At 67.0% G+C, this 21,661-nt stretch carries 20 protein-coding genes; 12 read left to right on the forward strand and 8 right to left on the reverse strand.

Annotated features, from left to right (window positions below):
- Nucleotides 1-64 precede the first annotated feature (64 nt).
- The 7 genes from AC1DEL_RS07815 to AC1DEL_RS07845 all read left to right on the forward strand — a co-directional run bounded on the left by AC1DEL_RS07815 (nucleotide 65) and on the right by AC1DEL_RS07845 (nucleotide 9,571).
- Nucleotides 65-3,370: an acetyl-CoA carboxylase family protein gene (locus AC1DEL_RS07815; RefSeq protein WP_441643736.1), complete on the forward strand. Its 3,306-nt coding sequence runs from the start codon at nucleotides 65-67 to the stop codon at nucleotides 3,368-3,370.
- A gap of 31 nt (nucleotides 3,371-3,401) precedes the next feature.
- Nucleotides 3,402-5,126: an AMP-binding protein gene (locus tag AC1DEL_RS07820; RefSeq protein ID WP_477125688.1), complete on the forward strand. Its 1,725-nt coding sequence runs from the start codon at nucleotides 3,402-3,404 to the stop codon at nucleotides 5,124-5,126.
- A 22-nt stretch (nucleotides 5,127-5,148) separates the two neighbouring features.
- Nucleotides 5,149-6,132: a Bug family tripartite tricarboxylate transporter substrate binding protein gene (locus tag AC1DEL_RS07825; RefSeq protein ID WP_477125689.1), complete on the forward strand. Its 984-nt coding sequence runs from the start codon at nucleotides 5,149-5,151 to the stop codon at nucleotides 6,130-6,132.
- A gap of 61 nt (nucleotides 6,133-6,193) precedes the next feature.
- Nucleotides 6,194-7,093, forward strand: a complete 900-nt coding sequence (locus tag AC1DEL_RS07830; RefSeq protein WP_477125690.1) for a LysR family transcriptional regulator — start codon at nucleotides 6,194-6,196, stop codon at nucleotides 7,091-7,093.
- 121 nt (nucleotides 7,094-7,214) lie between these two features.
- A complete protein-coding gene (locus tag AC1DEL_RS07835; RefSeq protein WP_477125691.1) occupies nucleotides 7,215-7,826 on the forward strand; it encodes a glutathione S-transferase family protein in 612 nt (203 codons plus the stop codon).
- A gap of 35 nt (nucleotides 7,827-7,861) precedes the next feature.
- Nucleotides 7,862-8,803 (forward strand): pyridoxamine 5'-phosphate oxidase family protein, encoded by a 942-nt coding sequence (locus AC1DEL_RS07840; protein ID WP_477125692.1) that lies wholly within the window; start codon nucleotides 7,862-7,864, stop codon nucleotides 8,801-8,803.
- Between the two features lie 45 nt (nucleotides 8,804-8,848).
- Complete coding sequence (locus AC1DEL_RS07845) at nucleotides 8,849-9,571, forward strand: MgtC/SapB family protein (protein WP_092294664.1); 723 nt, start codon at nucleotides 8,849-8,851, stop codon at nucleotides 9,569-9,571.
- Nucleotides 9,572-9,607: 36 nt separating this feature from the next.
- Here AC1DEL_RS07845 and AC1DEL_RS07850 read toward each other — a convergent pair whose 3' ends face one another.
- The 3 genes from AC1DEL_RS07850 to AC1DEL_RS07860 all read right to left on the reverse strand — a co-directional run bounded on the left by AC1DEL_RS07850 (nucleotide 9,608) and on the right by AC1DEL_RS07860 (nucleotide 13,024).
- A complete protein-coding gene (locus AC1DEL_RS07850) occupies nucleotides 9,608-10,108 on the reverse strand; it encodes a GAF domain-containing protein (RefSeq protein WP_092294662.1) in 501 nt (166 codons plus the stop codon).
- A 6-nt stretch (nucleotides 10,109-10,114) separates the two neighbouring features.
- The gene (locus tag AC1DEL_RS07855; protein WP_092294660.1) at nucleotides 10,115-11,098 is read right to left on the reverse strand and encodes a Bug family tripartite tricarboxylate transporter substrate binding protein; all 984 of its coding nucleotides are present in this window, start codon (nucleotides 11,096-11,098) and stop codon (nucleotides 10,115-10,117) included.
- Nucleotides 11,099-11,194: 96 nt separating this feature from the next.
- Nucleotides 11,195-13,024 (reverse strand): gamma-glutamyltransferase family protein, encoded by a 1,830-nt coding sequence (locus AC1DEL_RS07860; protein ID WP_441643740.1) that lies wholly within the window; start codon nucleotides 13,022-13,024, stop codon nucleotides 11,195-11,197.
- A 110-nt stretch (nucleotides 13,025-13,134) separates the two neighbouring features.
- On the opposite strand from AC1DEL_RS07860, the gene AC1DEL_RS07865 reads away from it, so the two are divergent.
- The gene (locus AC1DEL_RS07865) at nucleotides 13,135-14,076 is read left to right on the forward strand and encodes a LysR family transcriptional regulator (RefSeq protein ID WP_092294656.1); all 942 of its coding nucleotides are present in this window, start codon (nucleotides 13,135-13,137) and stop codon (nucleotides 14,074-14,076) included.
- 138 nt (nucleotides 14,077-14,214) lie between these two features.
- On the opposite strand, the gene AC1DEL_RS07870 is transcribed toward AC1DEL_RS07865, so the two are convergent.
- Both AC1DEL_RS07870 and AC1DEL_RS07875 read right to left on the reverse strand, forming a co-directional pair.
- On the reverse strand, nucleotides 14,215-14,676 hold the full coding sequence (locus tag AC1DEL_RS07870) for a GNAT family N-acetyltransferase (protein WP_477125693.1): 462 nt from the start codon (nucleotides 14,674-14,676) through the stop codon (nucleotides 14,215-14,217).
- Between the two features lie 126 nt (nucleotides 14,677-14,802).
- Complete coding sequence (locus AC1DEL_RS07875; protein ID WP_255370812.1) at nucleotides 14,803-15,750, reverse strand: LysR family transcriptional regulator; 948 nt, start codon at nucleotides 15,748-15,750, stop codon at nucleotides 14,803-14,805.
- A 132-nt stretch (nucleotides 15,751-15,882) separates the two neighbouring features.
- On the opposite strand from AC1DEL_RS07875, the gene AC1DEL_RS07880 reads away from it, so the two are divergent.
- The 3 genes from AC1DEL_RS07880 to AC1DEL_RS07890 all read left to right on the forward strand — a co-directional run bounded on the left by AC1DEL_RS07880 (nucleotide 15,883) and on the right by AC1DEL_RS07890 (nucleotide 18,892).
- A complete protein-coding gene (locus AC1DEL_RS07880; RefSeq protein ID WP_454757964.1) occupies nucleotides 15,883-17,088 on the forward strand; it encodes a pyridoxal phosphate-dependent aminotransferase in 1,206 nt (401 codons plus the stop codon).
- 101 nt (nucleotides 17,089-17,189) lie between these two features.
- Nucleotides 17,190-18,185, forward strand: a complete 996-nt coding sequence (locus tag AC1DEL_RS07885) for a Bug family tripartite tricarboxylate transporter substrate binding protein (protein WP_477125694.1) — start codon at nucleotides 17,190-17,192, stop codon at nucleotides 18,183-18,185.
- 8 nt (nucleotides 18,186-18,193) lie between these two features.
- Complete coding sequence (locus tag AC1DEL_RS07890; protein ID WP_092294648.1) at nucleotides 18,194-18,892, forward strand: RraA family protein; 699 nt, start codon at nucleotides 18,194-18,196, stop codon at nucleotides 18,890-18,892.
- 7 nt (nucleotides 18,893-18,899) lie between these two features.
- On the opposite strand, the gene AC1DEL_RS07895 is transcribed toward AC1DEL_RS07890, so the two are convergent.
- Complete coding sequence (locus tag AC1DEL_RS07895; RefSeq protein ID WP_441592806.1) at nucleotides 18,900-19,376, reverse strand: RidA family protein; 477 nt, start codon at nucleotides 19,374-19,376, stop codon at nucleotides 18,900-18,902.
- A gap of 228 nt (nucleotides 19,377-19,604) precedes the next feature.
- Nucleotides 19,605-20,150 carry an N-acetyltransferase family protein gene (locus AC1DEL_RS07900; RefSeq protein WP_477125695.1) on the reverse strand — a complete coding sequence of 182 codons (546 nt, stop codon included), beginning with the start codon at nucleotides 20,148-20,150 and terminating at the stop codon, nucleotides 19,605-19,607.
- A gap of 132 nt (nucleotides 20,151-20,282) precedes the next feature.
- Here AC1DEL_RS07900 and AC1DEL_RS07905 point away from each other — a divergent pair, with 132 nt between their 5' ends.
- The gene (locus AC1DEL_RS07905) at nucleotides 20,283-20,861 is read left to right on the forward strand and encodes a DUF1294 domain-containing protein (RefSeq protein WP_477125696.1); all 579 of its coding nucleotides are present in this window, start codon (nucleotides 20,283-20,285) and stop codon (nucleotides 20,859-20,861) included.
- A gap of 21 nt (nucleotides 20,862-20,882) precedes the next feature.
- On the opposite strand, the gene AC1DEL_RS07910 is transcribed toward AC1DEL_RS07905, so the two are convergent.
- The gene (locus tag AC1DEL_RS07910; protein ID WP_477125697.1) at nucleotides 20,883-21,497 is read right to left on the reverse strand and encodes a DUF2239 family protein; all 615 of its coding nucleotides are present in this window, start codon (nucleotides 21,495-21,497) and stop codon (nucleotides 20,883-20,885) included.
- Nucleotides 21,498-21,661 lie beyond the last annotated feature (164 nt).

A 21,661-nucleotide genomic window follows, 5' to 3' on the forward strand; every position in this document is an offset into this window, starting at 1 on the left:
CGGTGGCCGCCGCCCCTTACAGTCTGGCTTGCATCCCACGTCGTCAACCTCGGGAATCCAGCCAGTGAAGAAGCTTCTGATTGCAAATCGCGGCGAGATTGCGCTGCGTGTCCAACGGGCGGCCCAGGATCTTGGCATCGCCACGGTGGCCGTCTACGCCGCCGACGACGCCCAGTGCCGCCACCGCATGCTGGCCGACGAATCGGTGGCGCTACCGGGCAGCGGCCCGGCGGCCTACCTCGATATCGACGCGATGCTCGGCGCCGCGCGCGCCACCGGCGCCGATGCGATTCACCCCGGCTACGGCTTCCTGAGCGAGCGGGCCGACTTTGCGCAGGCGTGCGCCGATGCGGGCATCGTCTTCGTCGGCCCCACGCCCGAGCAGCTTGGGCTGTTCGGCGACAAGGGCCGCGCGCTGGCACTGGCGGCGCGCTGCGACGTGCCGGTCATGCCCGCCACGCCCGGTGGTGCCACGCTTGACGCCATCACGGCGTTCTTCCACGCCCAGCAAGGCAACGGGATCGTGCTGAAAGCCGTGGGCGGCGGTGGCGGGCGCGGCATGCGCATCGTGCGCGAGGCGGAGGCGCTCGCGGAAGCCTACGCGCGCTGCCGCTCGGAAGCGCGCAGCGCCTTCGGCGTGGACGAGATCTACGCGGAGCGGCTGGTCGAGCGCGCGCGCCATATCGAAGTGCAGATCGTGGGCGATGGGCGAGACGTGGTGGCGCTGGGCGAGCGCGACTGCACGCTGCAGCGGCGCTTCCAGAAGCTGGTCGAGATCGCCCCGAGCCCGGTGCTCACGGCGGGCCTGCGCGAGCGCATCCTCCATGCCGCCACCGTAATGGCGCGCGAGGTGGGCTATCGCAGCCTTGGGACGTTCGAGTTCCTCGTGGAGACCACGGAAGCCGGCGAGCCGCGCGGCTTCGTCTTTATCGAAGCGAACCCGCGCCTTCAGGTCGAGCACACGATAACCGAGCAGGTCACCGGCGTGGATCTGGTGGCGACGCAGCTTGCCCTCGCGCAGGGCCGCTCGCTGCGCGAGGCGGGGCTCGATCCGCAGGCGCCGCCCGCCCCGCGCGGCTATGCCATCCAGCTACGGATCAACGCCGAGGCCACCGACGCCCAGGGTCTCGCGCGGCCCGCGCAGGGCCGGCTCGAGCGCTTCGATCCGCCCAGCGGCCCGGACGTGCGCGTGGATACCCACGGCTACACCGGCTATGCCCCGCCGCCGGGCTATGACTCACTGCTGGCCAAGCTCATCGTCACCGCCGCCGCGCCGCGCTTCGACGACGCCGTGCGCCGACTGCGCCGCGCGCTGGCCGAGTTCCGCATCGACGGCGTGCCGACCAATATCGACCTGTTGCGGGCGCTGGTCGCGCGCGAGGACTTCGCCACCCAGCACGTGCATACGCGCCATTTCGAGGCGATCCTGCCAGAACTGCTGGAGCACGCGAGGCGCATCGCTGCCACGGCTGCCACCCGCGATGCCACCAGCGGCCAGCCCGCCGGCGTACCGGCCAGCGCGCTGGCTGCGGGCAGTGAAGCAGCGCCCGGCGAAGGCCTCATCGCCATCCGCGCGCCGATGAACGGCCGTGTGGTCGAGATGCGCGTCAACGAGGACGCCATCGTGCAGCCGGGCCAGACCGTGGCCATCCTCGACGCCATGAAGATGGAGCACACCATCGTCGCCGAGGCCGCCGGCCGCGTGATCGACGTGCGCCTCGGCGCCGGCGCGCAGACCACCGAGAACCAGATCCTGCTGGTGCTGGAGCCGATGGAGACCACCGGTGCAGCGCAGCACCGCACCGCAGGCGCCGATCCGCGCGCCGTACGACCAGACCTGCAGCGCGTGTTCGACCGCGACGCCTTCCTCGCCGACGCCGCCCGCCCGGACGCCGTGGCCAAGCGCCATGCCCGTGCCCAGCGCACCGCGCGCGAGAACGTGGCGGACCTGTGCGATGCCGACAGCTTCGTCGAGTACGGCGCCTACGCGGTGGCGGCGCAGGCCAGCCGGCGCAGCGCCGAGGACCTGATCGCCAACACCCCTGCCGATGGCCTGATCACCGGCACGGGGCGCGTCAACGGCGCCCGCTTCGCACCCGAGGCAGCCCGCTGCGCGGTGCTGGCCTATGACGCCACCGTGCTGGCCGGCACGCAGGGCAAGCGCAACCACATCAAGACTGACCGCATCCTGCAAGTCGCCGCGGACCAGAAGCTGCCCACGGTGATCTTTGCCGAAGGCGGCGGCGGCCGGCCCGGCGATGTCGATTTCCCGACCGTGGCCGGGCTCTACCAGCCGTCGTTCGCGGCGTTCGCCAGCCTGAGCGGCGAGGTGCCGGTGATCGGCATCGCGGCGGGCCGCTGCTTTGCCGGCAATGCCGCACTGCTCGGCTGCTGCGACGTCATCATCGCCACACGCGACGCCAACATCGGCATGGCCGGCCCGGCGATGATCGAGGGCGGCGGGCTGGGGGTGTATCGCCCCGAGGACATCGGCCCCGCTGCCGTGCAGTTCCAGAACGGCGTGGTGGACCTGCTCGTCGACAACGAGGCCGCTGCCGTGCAGGCCGCCAAGCACTATCTGTCGATGTTCCAGGGCCGCACGCAGGACTGGCAGGCGCCCGACCCGCTGCTGCTGCGCGGCGTGGTGCCCGAGAACCGCCTGCGCGTCTACGACACGCGGGCGGCCATGCAGGGCATTGCGGACGTGGACAGCCTGCTCGAACTGCGCGCCGGCTACGGCACGGGCGTGCATACGGCGCTCGCGCGCATCGCGGGGCGCCCGGTCGGCATCGTCGCCAACAACCCGCGCCACCTCGGCGGCGCTATCGACGTGGACGCCGCCGACAAGGCCGCGCGCTTCATGCAACTGTGCGACACCCACGGGCTGCCCATCGTCTCGCTGATCGACACGCCGGGGTTTATGGTCGGCCCCGAGATCGAGGCGCGCGCGCAGGTGCGGCACGTGTCCCGCCTGTTCGTGCTTGGCGCCAAGCTGCGCGTGCCGTTCATGGCCGTGGTGCTGCGCAAGGGCTACGGACTCGGTGCGATGGCGATGGCAGCCGGCGGCTTCCGCGCGCCGGCCTTCACCATCTCGTGGCCCACCGGCGAGTTCGGCGGGATGGGGCTGGAGGGCGCCGTGCGGCTCGGCTTCCGCAAGGAACTGGAGGCGCTGCCCGAAGGCCCCGAGCGCGACGCGCTCTATCAACAGCTGGTAGCGCAAATGTACGAGCGCGGCCACGCGATCAACGCCGCCGCCGGGCTGGAGATCGACGCCGTGATCGATCCCGCCGAGACACGCCGCTGGCTGCTGGCAGGGCTGGAACCCGCCCCGCGCGACATCCCGCCGCGCCGCTATGTAGACGCCTGGTAACCCCCTGTTCGTCCAACGCCCCGGAGACACGATGGAAGAGACCGCCTTCTTTGCCGACCTGGACGCCCGCCACGCCCGCATCTGGCCGGCTGGCCTGCCTACCGCCCCGCACTACCCGCACGGCGAGATCGGACTGGGTGACACCCTGCGCGCCTGGGCGCGCGTGCAGCCAGACCGCCCGGCGCTGGTCTACTACGGCACCACGCTGACCTATGCCGAACTCGACGACCTCAGCGAACGCTGCGCGGAGCTGCTGCGCGGCCACGGCGCCGGGCCGGGCGAGCGCGTGGCGGTGCTGCTCGGCAACTGCCCCCAGTTCCATATCGTGTTCTACGCGATCCTCAAGATTGGCGCGGTCTACGTGCCGGTCAACCCGCTGTTCAAGGAACACGAGCTGGCCTACGAGCTGAACGATGCCGGCGCCACCACCGTCATCGCGCTCGATTCGCTGGTGCCGATGCTGATGGCCGTGAAGGCGCAGACGCCGGTGGCCACGGTGTTCCGCACCTCGCCGGGCGAGTTCCTGCCGGCCCAGCCGACGCTGCCGGTGCCCGCCGGGCTGGATGCGCCGCCCGTCGAGCACGCCGGCACCATCGACCTGATGGCCGCCGTGCGCCTGTGCACCGGCAACGTGCGCGACGCGCACGTGGATCTGGACGCCCTGGCGGCGCTCAACTACACCGGCGGCACCACCGGCATGCCGAAGGGCTGCATGCACACGCAGCGGGACATGCTCTACACCGCCGCCGCCTCGCTGGCGGTGGCCAGCGGGCAGGCGGGCCGCGACCCGGCCCAGCCCTCTTCGGACGTGATGCTGAACTTCCTGCCGATGTTCTGGATCGCCGGTGAGAACCTCGGCCTGATCTACCCGATCTTCAGCGGCGCCACGCTGGTGCTGCTGGCGCGCTGGGACCCCTCGGCCGTGATGGCCGCCGTGGACCGCTACCGCGTGAACCGGACCTTCATGGTGGTGGACAGCATCGTCGAACTGCTCCAGCACCCGGACCTCCCCCGCCACGACCTGCGCACGCTGCAACACACGCGCGTGGCGTCGTTTATCCGCAAGCTCACGCCGGACCTGCGCCGCCAGTGGCAGGCGCTGACCGGCGGCATCCTGGCCGAGGGTGCCTGGGGCATGACCGAGACGCACACCAGCGACACCTTCACCACCGGCATGCAGACCGACGACATGGACCTGCACGGCCGCCCGATCTTCGTGGGCCTGCCCGTGCCCGGTACGCGCATCAAGATTTGCGATTTCGAAACCGGCGCGGTGCTGCCGGTGGGCGAGGAAGGCGAGATCGTGGTCAGCACCCCCTCGCTGTTCAAGGGCTACTGGGGCCGCCCGGAAGCCAACGCCGAGGTGTTCCGCAACGGCTGGTTCCATACCGGCGACATCGGCGCCTACGACGAGGCCGGCTATCTCCACTTCCTCGGTCGCCGCAAGGAGATGATCAAGGTGCGCGGCATGAGCGTGTTTCCGTCCGAGCTGGAAGTGCTGCTGGGCCGGCATCCGGCCGTGCTCGGCTCGGCCGTGGTGCCGCGGCCAGACCCGGAGCGCGGGCAGGTGCCCGTGGCCTTCATCCGGCTGCGCCCCGAGCATGCCGCCGTTTCCGGCGACGACCTGCTGCACTGGTGCCGCGAGCATATGGCGAGCTACAAGGTGCCGGAGATCCGCCTGGTGGCGGAACTGCCAATGACGGCCACCGGCAAGGTCCGCAAGGTGGAACTGCAGGCGCAGTTCGAGCAGAACTAACAAGACAAAGAGGAGACACCTGATGAACACGCCGCGACGCACCCTGCTCAAACTGTCCGCCGCCACGCTCGGCGGCCTGGCCCTCGGCCGCCCCGCCTGGGCGCAGCAGCCCACCCCCTCCGGTCCGATCCGGATCGTGCTGCCCTACCCGCCCGGCGGCTCCACGGACGCCATCACGCGCTTTATCGCGGACAAACTCGGTGCCTCGCTGAAGACCAGCGTGATCGTCGACAACCGCCCCGGCGCCGCCGGCATGATCGGCGCGGCGGCTGTGGCCTCGGCCGCGCCGGACGGCCGCACGCTGCTGTTCACCAACACCGCGCTGATCCAGAGTCCGCTGATCCAGCCGCAGCCGCTCTACAACCCGATGACCGACTTCGAGCCGCTGACGCTGGTGGCGGACGCCGCGCAGGTCTTTGTCGCCAGCGATGCCATCCCTGCCAAGACGCTGGCGGAGTACGTCGAGTACGCGCGCCAGAACCCCGGCTCGGCCTACGGCAGCCTGGGCGTGGGCTCCACCGGCCATCTGTACGGCGAGCTGCTCAAGCGCAAGGCCAACCTCAACATCGTGCACGCGGCGTACAAGGGCGACACGGCCGCCATCGCGGACCTGCTCGCCAAGCAGTTGCCCGCCGGCTTCGTCTCCACGGTGATGGCCAAGACCTATGGCGACGCCGGCCGGATCAAGGTGCTCGCCACGCTGGGGCCGGCGCGGGTGCCGTCCATGCCGAACGTGCCGACCTTCGCCGAAGCCGGCTTCACGGGCTTCGAGTCGATCGGCTGGATCGGCATGCTCGCCCCCGCCAAGACGCCCGCCCCGCTGGTGCAGCGGCTGTCCGCCGAGATCGCGACCATTGTCAAATCCCCGGCTGGCGCCAAGATGCTGGCCGATAGCGGCATGCTGCCGCGCGGCACCACGGCGCCGGAGTTCGGCGCCCTGCTCAAGCGCGACCAGCAGGTGTGGCAGGCGCTGGTCAGCCAGTCGGGGATCAAGGTGGCGTCGTAAGGCGATGCCATAGGCCGGCGTCTCCCGATATACTCCCCGCATCGTCTCGGGGAGAGCGCGCGTGGATCGATTGCAGGCCATGAAGACCTTTGTCACCGTGGTGGAGAGCGGTGGCTTCACCGCGGCCGCGCGCAAGCTCGATATTTCGCTGTCGGTGGTCAGCCGCATCGTTACCGACCTCGAAGCCCACCTTGGCGTGCGGCTGCTCACGCGGACCACGCGGCTGGTGCGCCCGACGGACACCGGCGCCACCTACTACGAGAACTGCCGGCGCATCCTGGCCGAGATCGACGACGCCGAACTCGCCACCACGGGCGCCCACGCGGCGCCGCGCGGGCAGCTGTCGATCACGGCCTCGGTGCTGTTCGGCCGCCGCTTCGTCACGCCGATCGTGGTCGAGTACCTGCGGCGCTACCCGGAGGTGGACGTCCACTGCCTGTTTATCGACCGCATCGTCAATTTCGTCGACGAGGGCATCGACGTCGGCATCCGCATTGGCGAGCTGCCCGCCTCCTCGCTCCAGGCGGTGCCGGTCGGCCATGTGCGGCGCGTGGTCTGCGCGTCGCCCGCCTACCTGGCGCGGCAGGGGGTGCCGGCCTCCCCGGCGGACCTGCCGGCGCACACCGTGATCCAGACCACCGGCATCTCCACCTTGCCGGAATGGCGCTTCCTCGCCGGCAACGAGATGACGCCCACGCGGCTCGCCCCGCGCATGGCGACCACCACCAACGATTCGGCCATCGCGGCGGCCGTGGACGGCTTCGGGCTGGCGCGCGTGCTGTCGTACCAGATTGCCGATGAATTGCGCGACGGCCGCCTGCAGGTCGTGCTGGCCGACTTCGAGCCGGCGCCGCTGCCGATCAACGTGATCCATCGCGAGGGCCGCCACGCGATGCACAAGGTGCGCGCCTTCCTGGACCTCGCCATCGAGACGTTGCGCGCCGCGCCGTCCCTGCGCTAGAGCGGCTCGGCAGGCGGCAACTGGGCATTCTTCGCGTTGGCGCAAGAGTGCCTTCTGCCGGCGGCGGTTTTTCGTGCGCCGAAAGGCACCTATAGTCGGACCATCCCAACCAGGATCCGACATGAAACTGTATGCCTACCCCCTCTCCGGCCACTCGCACCGCGTGCGGCTGTTCCTCGCCCTGATCGGCCAGCCAGTCGAACTCATCGACGTGGACCTGCGCGCCGGCGCCCAGAAGGCCCCGGAATTCCTCGCCCTGAACCCGTTCGGCCAGGTGCCCGTGCTGGTGGATGGGGACACGGTGCTGCCGGACTCCAACGCGATCATGGTCTATCTGGCCAAAACGCTGGGCCGGACCGACTGGCTGCCCGAGACCCCCGCCGGCGCCGCCGCCGTGCAGCGCTGGCTGTCCGTGGCCGCGGGCGATCTCGCGGCCGGGCCGGCCTCGGCACGCCTGATTACCGTGTTCGGCGCGCCGCTGAACAGCGAGCAGGTCATTGCCCGGGCACATCTGGTGCTGGGCCGCATGGACCGCGCGCTGGCGGGCCGCCAGTGGATTGCCGCCGATCAGCCGACGATTGCCGATGTGGCGCTGTACAGCTACACCGCCAGCGCGCCGGAAGGCTTTGTGGATCTGGCCGACTACACCCACGTGCGGCAATGGCTGGCGCGCGTGGAAGCGCTGCCCGGCTTCGTGCCGTTCCAGAAGACCGCCGTCGGGCTCGCCGCCTGATTGCCGCCCCCGCCATCCACCCTACCGGAGCCAACATGTCCTCCCACGCCGCCCTCCTCCCGGATCTGCCCTGGCATACCGGCGAACGCCTGCTGCAGGAGCGCGCCGGCGTGCAGGCGCGCATGGCAGAGGTCGGCCCGCGCGTGGTGCGGGACTACATGCCCGACCAGCACCGCGACTTCTTCCAACAGCTTCCGCTGGTCGTGCTCGGCACGGTGGCGCCGGATGGGCGCGTCTGGGCCACGCTGCGCGCCGGGGCGCCCGGCTTCCTCCACTCCCCGGACCCGCGCGTGCTGGACGTGGCAGTGGCGCGAGAGCCCGCCGACCCGGCCGACGCCGGCATGGACGACGGCAACGCCCTCGGCCTGCTCGGCATCGATCCCATGACGCGGCGCCGCAATCGCATGAACGGCCACGTGCAGCGCACCGGCCCGGACGGCTTCCGGCTGGCCGTGGGCCAGAGCTTCGGCAACTGCCCGCAGTACATCCAGCAGCGCGCGTTCGATTTCACGCGCGATCCCGGCGTGGCGTCCGACCAGCCGCCGCAGGTCCTGCCGGCCCTGGACGAGCGGGCGCGCGCGCTGATCGCCGGCGCGGATACCTTCTTCGTGGCGTCCTACGTGGATCTGGCCGATGGCAGCCGGCAGGTGGATGTATCCCATCGGGGCGGGCCGCGCGGCTTCGTCCGGCTCGATGCGGACGGCGGGCTGACGATTCCCGACTACTCGGGCAACCGCTTCTTCAATACGCTGGGAAATCTGGCCGCCAACCCGATTGCCGGACTGGCCTTCGTGGACTACACCACCGGCAACCTGCTCCAGCTTTCGGGCCGGGCCGAGGTGCTGACCGACTCCCCGGAGATCGCCAACTGGGAAGGCGCCGAGCGCCTCTGGCGCGTGATACCGGACCGCGTGGTCTGGCGCGAGGCGGCGCTGCCGCTGGTCTGGCACGCCCCGGACGCTTTGCCCCGGCCATAGCCCTGTGACACAATCGCGCGACGCCTGGCCCCGGAGTCCGCGATCATGTCCCTGGAAGCGCTGCAAAACATCAATCCGCAATCGCTGCTCGATACGGCGATCAGCCTCGCCGCCGCGTTCGTGCTCGGCGGCATGATCGGCTACGAGCGCCAGTACCGCCAGCGCACGGCCGGGCTGCGCACCAATGTGCTGGTGGCCGTGGGCGCGGCGATCTTCGTGGACATGGCCAACCATCTCGCCGGCCACGATGGCGCGGTGCGCGTGGTGGCCTACGTGGTGTCCGGCATCGGTTTCCTGGGCGCCGGCGTGATCATGCGCGAGGAAGGCAATGTGCGCGGCCTCAACACGGCGGCCACGCTGTGGGGCTCGGCGGCGGTCGGCGCGTGCGCCGGGGCGGACCTGATCATGGAGGCGGCCATCGGCGCGCTGTTCGTGCTGGCCGCCAACACGCTGCTGCGGCCCGTGGTGGACCGCATCAACCGCCAGCCCATCGACACGCCTGCCGTGGAAGTCACCCATACCGTGCACGTGATTACTGCGCGCGAGCACCAGAAACTCGCCATGCGGCTGCTGGAGGAAGCGCTGGATGCGGCCGACTTCCCCACCCGTGACCTGGAGGTGCGGGCGTTCGGTGAACAGGATGTGGAGATCGAAGCGGTGCTGGCAGCCGCCTCGGTGGAGGGCGACGCGCTCGACGCGATGGTGGCCAGGCTGGGCGCCACGAGCGTGGTCAGCCAGGCCTTCTGGAGCGCCAGCACCACCGAGTAGCAGCGCCGGCGCCGGGGTTCAACGGCTTATGCGGCTTTAGCGGTTGGCGGCGAGCGCCGCCACGGCGGGCAGGGCCATCTGGCCGAGCACCCGCAGCACGGTGATCTGGTCACCGGTCCAGCTTTCCACGGCGGTCAGGTAGTTAAAGGTGCCGATCACCCGGCCGCCCTCGCAGAGCGGCACGTTGACCACGCCATTCAGACCCAGGCCACGGATCACGGCGATGTCGTCGAAGACGGCGGCCAGCGCCGCGTCGCCCTCGCCGACGAACACCTCGCCGCGCACCAGCAACTGGCGCGTCCAGGACGTGTCGCCCTTGACCTTCTTCCCACCCACCGGGTAGGCGGCCGGATCGGACGACCACAGCCGCCCGATCTCGCCGGTCTCGGCCTGCCACGTGTTGATCGTCAGCAGGCCGGGGCCGAGCAGGTCCAGCGTGGCCTGCCCCACCGCATCCATCACGGCCACCGGCGTCGCCGCGTGGCGCAACTGGTCGCACAGCGTATTCAGCCGCGCCAGGTTGGCGAGTTCTACCATCGACGCTTACTCCGCCTTGATGCCGAGTTCGCGGATCAGCTTGCCGTAGCGGTCCGCGTCACGGCGCAGGATCTTGCCGAACGCCTGCGGCGTGGACGTGGTGGTCTCCACGCCGATGCTGTCCATCTTGGCCTTCACTTCCGGCAGCGTCATGATCCGGTTGATCTCGCTGTTCAGGCGCGTCACCAGCTCGGCCGGCATGTTCTTCGGGCCGAAGGCGCCGTACCACACGGACAGCTCATAGCCGGGCAGCGTCTCGCCCACCGTGGGCACGTCCGGCAGCAGCGGCGAGCGCTTGGCTTCGGTCACCGCCAGCAGGCGCAGCTTGCCGGCCTTCACGTGCGGCAGCGTCTGGGTGCCGGCGGAGAACAGCAGTTGCGTCTGGCCTGCCACGAGATCCACCACGGCCGGGGCGCCGCCCTTGTACGGCACGTGGAGCATGTCCACGCCGGCCATCTTGGCGAACAGCACCGCGCTCAGGTGGTTGGTGGAGCCGGAGCCGGCGCTGGCGTAGGCCAGCTTGCCCGGATTGGCCTTGGCGTAGGCAATCAGTTCCTTGACGTTCTTCGCCGGCACCGACGGATGCACCACCATGGTGTTCGTCACGTAGGCCAGCAGCCCCAGCGGGGTGAAGTCCTCCACGCCCTTGAACGGCATGTTGGGCATCAGCGAGGGGTTCATCGCGTGGGTGCTCATCGAGCCGATCAGCAGCGTGTAGCCGTCCGGCTGGGCCCGGGCGACCGTGGCCGAGCCGATATTGCCCGAGGCGCCGGGGCGGTTGTCGACGATGACCGGCTGGCCGAGCGACTTGGTCAGGTGTTCGGACAGCACGCGCGCCAGGATGTCCGTGGAGCCGCCGGCGGCCCAGGGCACGATCAGCGTGATCGGTTTTGTCGGATAGGCATCGGCGGCACCAGCCCCCGAAATGGCGGCGAACGACATTGCCAGCGCGGCGGCGCCGCACAGCAGGCTCTTGACTACGGACCTCATGACTGCAACTCCCTCTGTCTTCGTGCGGACCGCCCCGTGCGGGCCGACTGTTTGTGCGATACCGCTATCGCGATACCTTCCATGCCTGCCGCCCCGTCAGCGGCCCACGGCATAGCCTTGCATCCCACGCGCATTGGCGCCCGCGCGCAGCACCAGCCGGCCCTGGGCATCGCGCTCGCGCGAGCAGGCCGACATGCGGCCCTCGGACCAGTCGTCGCCCACGCGCACCTCGTGCCCGCGCGCGCGCAGCGCCTCCAGCGTGGCCGCCGGAAAGCGCGACTCGATGCTGATGCGGTTGAGCACGGTCTGGCGCGGCCAGAACGAACCCGGGAAATGATCGATATGCCAGGCCGGCGCGTCGATGGCCTCCTGGAGGTTCATGCCATGCACGGCATGACGCAGGAAGAATGCCAGGGACCACTGGTCCTGCTGGTCGCCACCAGGCGTGCCGAAGACCATGTACGGCTCGCCGTCGCGCAGCGCCATCGACGGCGACAGCGTGGTGCACGGGCGCTTGCCCGGTGCCAGCGTGTTCGGCAGGCCCGGCTCGAGCCAGGTCATCTGCAGGCGCGTGTTCAGCGCGAAGCCGAGCGACGGAATCGTCGGGCTCGACGACAGCCAGCCGCCGGACGGCGTGGCCGCCACCATGTTGCCGTGGCGGTCGATCACGTCGATATGGCAGGTATCGCCCACGAACAGCTCGCGCTCGGCCCATTCGGTCACGGGCGGCAGCGCGGCAAAGGTGGGCTCGCCCACGCCGAAGCGCACGTCGGCGGTGGCCAGCGTGCGCGTGGCGACGTCGAGGTCCGGCATGCGCGGCGCCTCGCCCTTCAGCGTGCCCGCCGTCATGGTCAGCGCGGCCTGCTCGCCGATGCCCGCCGCACGCGCGGCCAGGTAGTGCGGATTGAGCAGCGCGCAGAGCTTGCTTTCGGTGAAGCGGGGGTCGCCGTACCAGGCGGTACGGTCGGCCATCGCCAGCTTGGCGGCCTCGGCAATCTTGTGGACGAATTCGGGGGACGTGGGCGCGTGGGCTTCCAGCCCGGCGTGGCGCAGCATGCCGAGCTGCTGCAGGAACATCGGACCCTGGCTCCAGATATCGCACTTGGCCACGGTATAGCGGCCGAAGTCCAGCGTCACCGGGGCTTCTACCGTGGGCGCCCACTGGGCGAGGTCGTCGTAGCGCAGCAGGCCGGTGTGCTTCTCGCCGGTGGTGTCGCGCACCGGGGTGTCGCGGCAGTAGGCGTCGATGGCCTCGGCCACGAAGCCGCGGTACCAGCAGTCCATGGCGGCATCGATCTGGCCCGTGCGGGAGTCGCTCGCGGACTGGGCCGTCTCGATAATGCGGGTATAGGTGTCGGCCAGCACCGGCAGCCGGTGGAGCGCGCCGGGGCGCGGCACCTTGCCGTCCGGCAGCCACGTATCAGCCGAGCTGTGCCATTCGTCGCGGAACAGCGACTGCACGGCCAGGATGGCCTGCGAGATACGCGGCACCAGCGGGAAGCCATCGCGCGCATAGCCGATGGCGGGCGCGAGCACGTCCGCCAGGGACCACGTGCCGTGGTCGCGCAACATGGTCAGCCACGCGCCGAACGCGCCGGGCACGGTGGCGGGCATCAGGCCGATGCCGGGCATCAGCTCCATACCCTGGGCGCGCAGCGCCTCGGGGTCCGCCAGCGCGGGCGCGGGGCCCTGGCCGCAGACCGAGCGCATCGCGCGCGTCTTTTCATCCCAATACAGGATCGGCACTTCGCCGCCCGGGCCGTTCAGGTGCGGTTCCACGACCTGGAGCACAAAGCCCCCGGCGACGGCCGCATCGTAGGCATTGCCGCCCCGCTCGAGCACGCCCATCGCGGTCTGCGTGGCAAGCCAGTGGGTGGAGGCGGCAACGCCGAAGGTGCCAACGATTTCCGGACGGGTGGTGAACATGGCCTAATGACTGGTATCGAATGCATTTGAGTATAGGAGCCCGGAATAACTGCAAACGGCGAAAAAATTATTGTTGCATTACCATTTGGTTATATCGCTCCTTCGCCATCATGCCCATTTCGTCCGACAAGCTGCTCCACAACGTGGTCTCGCGCCTGCGCCTGCGCCATCTGCCGCTGCTGCTGGCGCTCGAGCGCCAGCGCTCTGTCTCGCGCGTGGCCGCCGAACTCAATCTCTCCCAGCCGGCCGTGACCAAGGCGCTGCGCGAGATCGAGGACATTTTCCTGACGCCGCTGTTCACCCGCACCCGGCAGGGCCTGGAGCCGACACCGACCGGCGTGGCCGTGCTGGCCCACGCGCGCACGGCGCTGGCCGATGCCGAGGCGCTGGGGCGCGAGCTGACGGTGATCGAGGCCGGCCTGCGCGGGCGGCTGCGGATCGGCGTGATTCCCTACGTGGCGCGCGGCGTGCTCGATGCCGCGCTGGACTTCGGCCTGCGCCACACGCCGCGCATCTCGATGCTAGTACGGGAGGGGACCACCGACGAACTGGTCAACGCGCTGCGCCAGCACGAACTCGATTGCGTGATCGCGCGCTCGTTCTACCTGGCAGGCGAGGATATCGTCCAGCAGCCGCTGTATCGGGAGGAACCGGTGCTGGTGGTGCCGGCGGACGCCGCCGCGCGGCTCTCCCGGGCAGGGCTGGACTGGAAACGGCTGTCGGAGCGGGACTGGATCCTGCCGCCCCCGCACACGCCGGTGCGCCGCACCATCAATACGATGTTCGCGGTGGCCGGCGTGGCGCCGCCGCTGCCCACGGTCGAAACCTACTCGATCAAGCCGATGGCCACCCTGCTGCGCCGCCAGCCGGACGCCATCACCATCGTGCCGCGCTCGGTGGCCGCCGAACTGGTGGAACTGGGCGGTGCCGCCACCCTGCCCTTTGCGCTGAGCTGGGACTTGCCGCCCGTCGGCCTCATGTGGCGACGGGGGCTGGAAGACAACGAATTGATGACGTCGCTGGTGGAGGCGCTGCGAGAAGCGGCTCAATAGTCACTTCACTCAGAGTGCGTGCCCTCCGTGCGAGGGGACGCCATGTCTCATACATTCATGGACAATGTGCTTGTCGTGATTGACCCCTCGACATTTGTACCCGCACCCGCGACGGCTTCGTCGCGGGCTTTTTTTTGGTCAAAGCATCTTCCGCATCAGGGCGTTTTCCAGCGTCACGCCCCGACAGACTGGGAAATTCCGTTCGACCACGTGAAAACCGTGGCGCGCGAAAAAGGGCTCGGCCGTCTTGCTCACGTTTGAGGTGAGTGCCGTTATCCCCAGATTCACGGCCTCCTCGTGAATACGCGTCATCAGCAGGGTCCCGATTCCCTGCCGGGGATGGAAACCCGACACATAGAAGTGATCGATGTAGCCGTTGGGCTGAACGTCGGCATAACCGACGATCTCATTTTCGAGTTCGACGACGAAGGGCCGGAGCTTTTGGACCCGCGGTGCCCATAGGGCCATGTCAAAGTCGGCTGGCGCCCAGGCTGCGATTTGCTCGGGGGAATAGTCACTAGAGGCAATCTCATGGATGGCCGGGAAGTAGACCCGGAACAGTGCCGGTTCATCGCCTGGTTGGAAGCTTCGGAGGTTCACGGGGGTCTTCGCAAGGCGACGTTGGAAAGCACCAGTCTGTCACACGTGAGCCGCGAGGCGGCGTGGATTGCTGTGGCGTACGGCGTGTGGATCGCGTCCCGATAAGAGCGATTCGCGTGCGCTGTCTTACCGCATCATGCGTACCCGCCTTTCCGCAAGGTCATAGGGTCCCCGCTTGAAATTGCATACATTGCCAGCCGTTTCTGAGATGACATCCAGGGCCCGCGAGAAACCGGATTGCCGATACACGGCCGAGTAGATGAGGGGAGGCGGCATTGGATCGGTCCGGACTACGCGCAGCAGGCCGTCATTGATATCCGAGGCGAAGTAGTCGACCGCTAATTGACTGACGCCCAGTCCCTCGATCGTTAACTCCCGCAACACCGTGAGGCTGTTGGTGGAAAAGACCTTCTTGAACTGGAATCCGTGCTCACGGTTCCAGGAACCATAGAACGCATTCTTTGCAGAGCCGGCCGCCTGTTGCAACACCGGATATTCGGCAAGCTCATTGGGCTTGAGTGGGCGATCGGGGATGTCCAGCTTTGGGCTGGCCATCCAGAGATCCTCCACCCGGCCAACTTCGACACACCGGTAGGCATCGCCCCAGTACGTCCCGGGCAAAATGGTCAGATCAATCGTATTGGCTTCCAGCGCGGCGAACAGGCTTAGGCCAGCATCGACCACGGGCTCGATCTCGAGTGCCGGGTGCGTCAACTTCAATTCGCGCAACAGGCGTGTCAGCCATGTCAGCGCCACGAGTTCGGTCACGCCGATGCGGAACGTGCCGCGCACTTCGTTGTCCAGGCCGACCTCTCGCGCAATTCGGTCCTTGAGCACCATCGACTCTTCGGCAATCGGCATGAGCCGCGCGCCAGCCTGCGTAGGGACGAGACCCTTGGGCATGCGGTGCACCAGTTGCACGCCTAGTGCCTGTTCGAGTTCGATCACGCGCTTCGAGACGGCTGATTGCGTCGTAAACAGCTTGGCGGCCGCGACGGTGAATGACGCGCTCGTGACGCTGAAATAGAAGGCTTCAAGTTGCTTTAATGTCACATTCACGGTTTTTTCACCCATTGAATGACGGATTAGGCACCACTATGAAGCAATCCAGGAATTTAAAGAATAGCAAAGCAATCTTATTACTCGTTTGTGGCATGCGGAGAGGGCTCACATACTGGTGTCCATCGATCCACCAGTGAACCGCCCATGCTGAAGCTTGCCGACAGACTCAACCGCATCAAACCATCCCCCAGTTCCATGGCAGGGCAGCGCGTCCGCGAGCTGCGGGCCGCCGGCCGTGATGTCATCGGCCTGACGGCCGGAGAGCCGGACTTTGCCACGCCCGCGCACATCTGCGAGGCCGCCCTGGCGGCGATGCAGTCGGGCAAAACCGGTTACACCGATGTGGGCGGAACGTCCGAACTGCGAGAGGCGGTTGCGCGCAAGTTCTCACGCGAAAACGCGCTGAGCTACAGGCCCAGCGAGATCATCGTCAGCACTGGCGCAAAGCAAGTGATTTTCAACGCGATGCTATGCACGGTGCAGGCCGGCGATGAAGTCATCATTCCCGCGCCGTACTGGGTGTCCTATCCTGACATCACGCTGTTCGCGGGCGGTACGCCCGTATTCGTTCCCGGCTCGCCGGAAATGGGCTTCAAGCTAACGCCACAGTCGCTGGAGGGCGCCATCACGCCGCGTACCCGCTGGCTCATGCTGAACGCGCCGAACAATCCGAGCGGCGCGGCCTATAGCCGTGACGAACTGGTCGCGCTCGGCGAAGTCCTGAGCCGCCACCCCCATGTGTGGATCATGACCGACGACATCTACGAGCACCTGATGTACGACGGCACGGGGTTTTTCACCATCGCGCAGGTGTGCCCGCAACTGGCCGACCGGACGCTGACGATCAATGGCGTATCGAAAGCCTATGCCATGACCGGCTGGCGAATTGGCTATGCCGGCGGGCCGGCAGCGTTGATCAAGGCCATGACCAAGCTGCAATCGCAAAGCACTTCGTGCGCCAATGCCGTGGCGCAGGCCGCTGCGCTCGCCGCGCTGGAAGGGCCGCAAGACTTTATCGCGGCGAACCGCGACGTCTATCGGCAACGCCGCGACTTCGTGGTGGAAGCGCTGAACCGTATCGAGGGCATCGCGTGCAAACCGCCAGCCGGTGCCTTCTATCTCTTCGCGTCATGTGCCGGCCTTTTCGGACGCCGGACCAGCGAAGGCCTCGCCATCCGGAACAGTGACCAATGGGCGGCCTGGTCGCTTGACGCGGCCAACATCGCCTTCCTGCCTGGCTCTGCCTATGGGGTCGATACCCATTTCCGGCTCTCGTTCGCCACCAGCATGGAAGTGCTGGCAGAAGGCACCCGGCGCATTGCGCACGCGGCCGAAACCCTGCTTGCGTAGCGCCGCCACGAAGACACCTTACAAACATGCAGAGATCCGCAGAGATCCGCCGACAGTTCCGCCAGCGCAACACTTCCTCTACAACGACGAAACGAAACATCATGCGCAGCCTGCCCAGCCTCCTGATTCGCCCAGCTTTTCTGAAGCTCCTTGCCGTCTGTGTCTCGCTTGCCGCCACAAGCGTTGCGACGGCGGAGGAAGCCTGGCCAACCCGGCCGATCCGCATTCTTATCGGCTTCTCGCCGGGGGGCTCGAACGATATCGTCGCCCGCTTGATCGCGCCGAAACTTGCCGATGCGCTGGGGAAGCAAGTGCTGATCGACAACCGGCCGGGAGCGGGTGGCAACATCGCCGCCGACACCATGCTCAAGGCCCCCGCCGATGGCCATACGCTCATGATCTGCACGACAGGCATGTTGTCGATCCAGCCAAGCCTGCAAAAGATGAGCTATGACGCCCAGACGGACATCGTGCCGGTGTCGCTGATTGCCAATACGCCATACGTGGCCCTGGTCAACGCGTCGCTGAACATCCACAACGTCAAGGAGCTGATCGCCTATGCCAAGGCGAACCCCGGCAAGCTCAACTACGCCTCTTCTGGCAATGGCACGGCGGGCCACCTCGCGGGCGAGATGCTCAAGCTGCGTACCGGGATTGATATCGTGCATGTGCCTTATAAGGGCACCGGCCAGGCCATGGCCGACCTGCTCGGTGGCCAGGTATCCCTCATATTTGACCAGCCGATCAGCTCCTTGCAGTACGCGAAGTCGGGCAAGTTGCGGGTACTCGGCGTCGCCGCCTCCCATCGGCTGGACGGATTGCCCGAGGTGCCGACGTTTGCCGAAGCGGGCGTGAAGGACTTCGAGCCCGTGGCCTGGACCGGCCTGTGTGCGCCGAAGGGGACGCCGGCTCCGGTGGTCGCACGGCTGCAAAAAGAGGTGCAGCAGGTACTGCGGCAGCCCGATATCGCGCAGCGACTGCAACAGGATGGCATGGAGGTCGTGGGTAACTCGTCGGAGAAGTTCCGAGAATTCCTGAAGGCCGACAGACAGAAGTGGGCGGGCGTGATCAAGGCCGCCAACGTTACCGCAAACTGAGAATCCCGATGAAAGACAGCCAGGACTTCCGCGCCATCGTGACCGATATCGCGCGTGTATCACCGGACCTCGTAGCACGTGCTTCGCAATTCGCCTCCTCGCTGCTGGCGGATGTCAATGGCCGCCGCGGCGGCATGCACGGCCGCGTGGCGCCGCTGGATCCTCGATCCCGCTTGTGCGGGACGGCGCTGACCGTCGAGGTTCGCCCCGGAGACAACCTCATGATTCATGCCGCAATTGCGATGGCCAGACCCGGCGATGTCATCGTTGTCGATGGCAAGGCGGATCAGACGTGCGCCCTGATGGGCGCGATCATGGCGAACCAGTGCCGGGCCAAGGGCGTGGCAGGGGTCGTCCTGGACGCGGCCGCGCGGGATCGCGACGAGATTGGCGAACTGGGTTTCCCGATGTACGCCGTCGGGACGAATGCCAATGGCCCGACCAAGCTTGTCCCCGGCCTGATCAATCACCCGGTCCAATGCGGCGGCGTGACCGTACGCCCGGGCGATCTGATTGTGGGAGATGCCGACGGCGTGGTCGTGATCGAACGCGAGAAAGTCGCCACCATACTTGAACTTGCGGCGGATAAGCTGGAAGCAGAACGCAAACGGATTGCCAATATCCAATCCGGCGCGGAGACAAGCCCCGCCTGGCTTGCCTCTGCGCTATCGGCCTCGGGGGTGCTTGCGCCGGGGCAGGTGCTATAGAGCCCCACTACACAGGCCGCACCGTAAAAATAAAATCCACTTCTATCGACGCGCCTTTTGGCAATTGCAATACACCAACAGACGAGCGAGTGTGTATGCCGACGTCGCCAAGCACCGCATACAAGACGTCAGAGGCGCCGTCGGCGACTTCGCTTTGCATCGTGAAGTCTGGCGCGCTTCGCACAAATACGGTGATGCGCGGCACCGCCTGTATGGCGTCGAGCGTTCCGCAGCTTTTCTTGATTAGAGACAGGGCACGCAGCGTCGAAGTCCCTGCTGCACGACGCGCTTCGTCGAGCGAAATGGAGTCGCCCACTACGCCAACGAAGCGCACCGTTTCCCCAACTCGCGGGATTTGGCCAGCAACGTAGGCTACGTTCCCATCCACCAAAACAGGCGTGTACTTTCCACCGATCTTGATTTCCTCGTCCGGATCAAATCCGAATTCCGCCGCGATCTGCCGCAGCTTGTCGTCTCTTGTCATGAGCACCTTCACCAACGCTGTCGAAAGGGTAAAGCGTAATCGATTGCGCTGCGTTTGTCTGAGATGACGCTCCGTCCCTCAGATTCGCCATGGGCTTGGTCGAAAATGGAAAATGCTATGCACTGGCGGGTGAGTCGTTCTAGGTGTCGACGATTTTGGCAGCGACGTCGAATGGCCGGATTTGGCCGGTAAGAGGCCGCCTTCGGCGGGACCCCCGTCACGCCGAATTCATTCCGCTAGCATCGACGCCACCTGCTTGTGAAAGAACGTCGTGCCGCAGAATGTGCCGTCCGGCATCAGCGCGTAATTGGGCACATCGCCGACGCGCTGCCAACCAGCTCGCTCGTAAAGCCTCGAAGCATCGCCGCCGGTAACGGTATCAAGTACGAGAACGGATTTTCCGGCAGAGCGGGCCACCTTATCTACTTCTTCCAGTAATCGCCTCGCAACGCCTTGGCGTCTCGCTTCCCGATGCACCAACATCTTCGCAACGTCAGCGCGATGTGGTTGGTTTTCCGGTTGCGCGGTGATTAACTGTACGGTTCCAACGATTTGACCGGCAGCATTCTCGGCGACTAGCAGAATTCGTTCGTTGCGCCTTGTGCCTTCCACGACCTTTATCCAGAAGTCCTCTGCTGTTTGTCGCGAGATAGGCATCATGAAGCTGACTGAGGCGCCACCCTGCACGCAGTCAATGAGGATATCGGACAGTACACCAACGCATTCCAATGCGTCGGCACTATGGAGCTGTCGTATGGTTATGTGGTTGTTCATCTTGTCGAACAGCGTTCCTCGGAATACAGGCCGCGAGTCTGGTACATCGAACTATTTCGAGTAATTCTAACGTACCATTCTGCCCAAATATCGCGCGATTTTTGCGCATGGCACGTCAAGGACCCACAGATCATGAGAAAAGCGGGAAGAATCAAATCCTGGCATGCCGATAAGGGCTATGGGTTCATCGACATTCATGCGGACCTCAAGGACGTGTTCTGCCATGTCAGCGCATTGCAGACTCGCTCAGTTCACCCGAAGCCGGGTGACCGCGTGAGCTTCGAGCTGGCCAGAGGAAAGGATGGCCGGATGCAGGCGCTCAATGTCGCGATAGCGGGCGCACCAAAATCCGGCGGCGGCGCGGCGAACTGGTTGCCGGCGCTCGTCGGGCTGGCGGCCTTGGCTGCCATGGTCGTTGGTGCGCTCCGTGGCGATCTCCCTCAACAGGCCGGCATCGTCAGCGTTCTGGCCAGCGTCATCGCCTTCCTCACGTACGCGGACGACAAGGCACGGGCAAATCGAAAGGCATGGCGCATTCCTGAGGCAAATTTGCATCTGATTGCACTCTGCGGCGGATGGCCCGGCGCGCTCGCCGCCCAGCACCTCCTTCGGCACAAAAATCGGAAGCAGGCGTTTCAGGTTGTCTTCTGGGGCACCGTGGCCCTGAACATTGGCGCGCTGGTGCTGTGGAAGACGGTCATTGCCAATTGAGGGACTGCTCGCCGAGGCTGTCTATCTAGCTTCCGCACCACCCCCAAACCCCAGCCACACCACATGCCCGCGCACGTCCTCCGGCCAGCCGGCGATCAGTTCGTCCATGCGTTGCCGGTCATCCGCGAACAGCGCGCGGGACGCTTCCTCGAAGCCCGGAAGATCCCCGGCGATGGCGGACATGAAGTGATACGCGCGCTCCCGCGCTACGCGGCGGTTATCGCCATGGGCATTGGCGCGGCGTGCCTCTTCCACGAGCTTGCGCAGCGCCACGGAGGCCCCGCCCGGCTGCTGGGCGAGCCAGTCCCAGTGGCGCGGCAGTAGCGTGACCTCGCGCGCCACGACGCCTAGTTTGGGGCGGCCCCTGCCGCGCGGCGCGTCCGGGGCGTCTTCCTGATCGGCGGCATCGGCACGCCCACCCTCCGGGCTAAAACGGGCGACGATGTCCGCATCGCTGCCGCGTGTGTCGATGTCGATGGTGCGCCCGGTGGCGTTGTCGAACACCAGCACCGGGTCGCTGGTGCCCCCCTCCATCGCCCGCCTGACCGCGAGCGCAACCACGCCGAGCGGGCCGGAGGCGAGGCGACGATGGCCTTCGAAGGCGGTATGGGACGGAAGATGATCGATTGGGCTCATGGTGGCTCCCCGTGATGACGTCCGCAATTTATACCCGGATAAAATTAAAGTCAATATTACCCGGGTATAAATTTACCCTGAGGTGGCGAGGGAATAACAGCAGGGTGTCCTGCGTTTACGGGGCATGCGGCCGCAACCAGGCCGCCACCCTTCACGAGGAGCCC

Source organism: Cupriavidus sp. 10L43_2 (assembly GCF_056395265.1).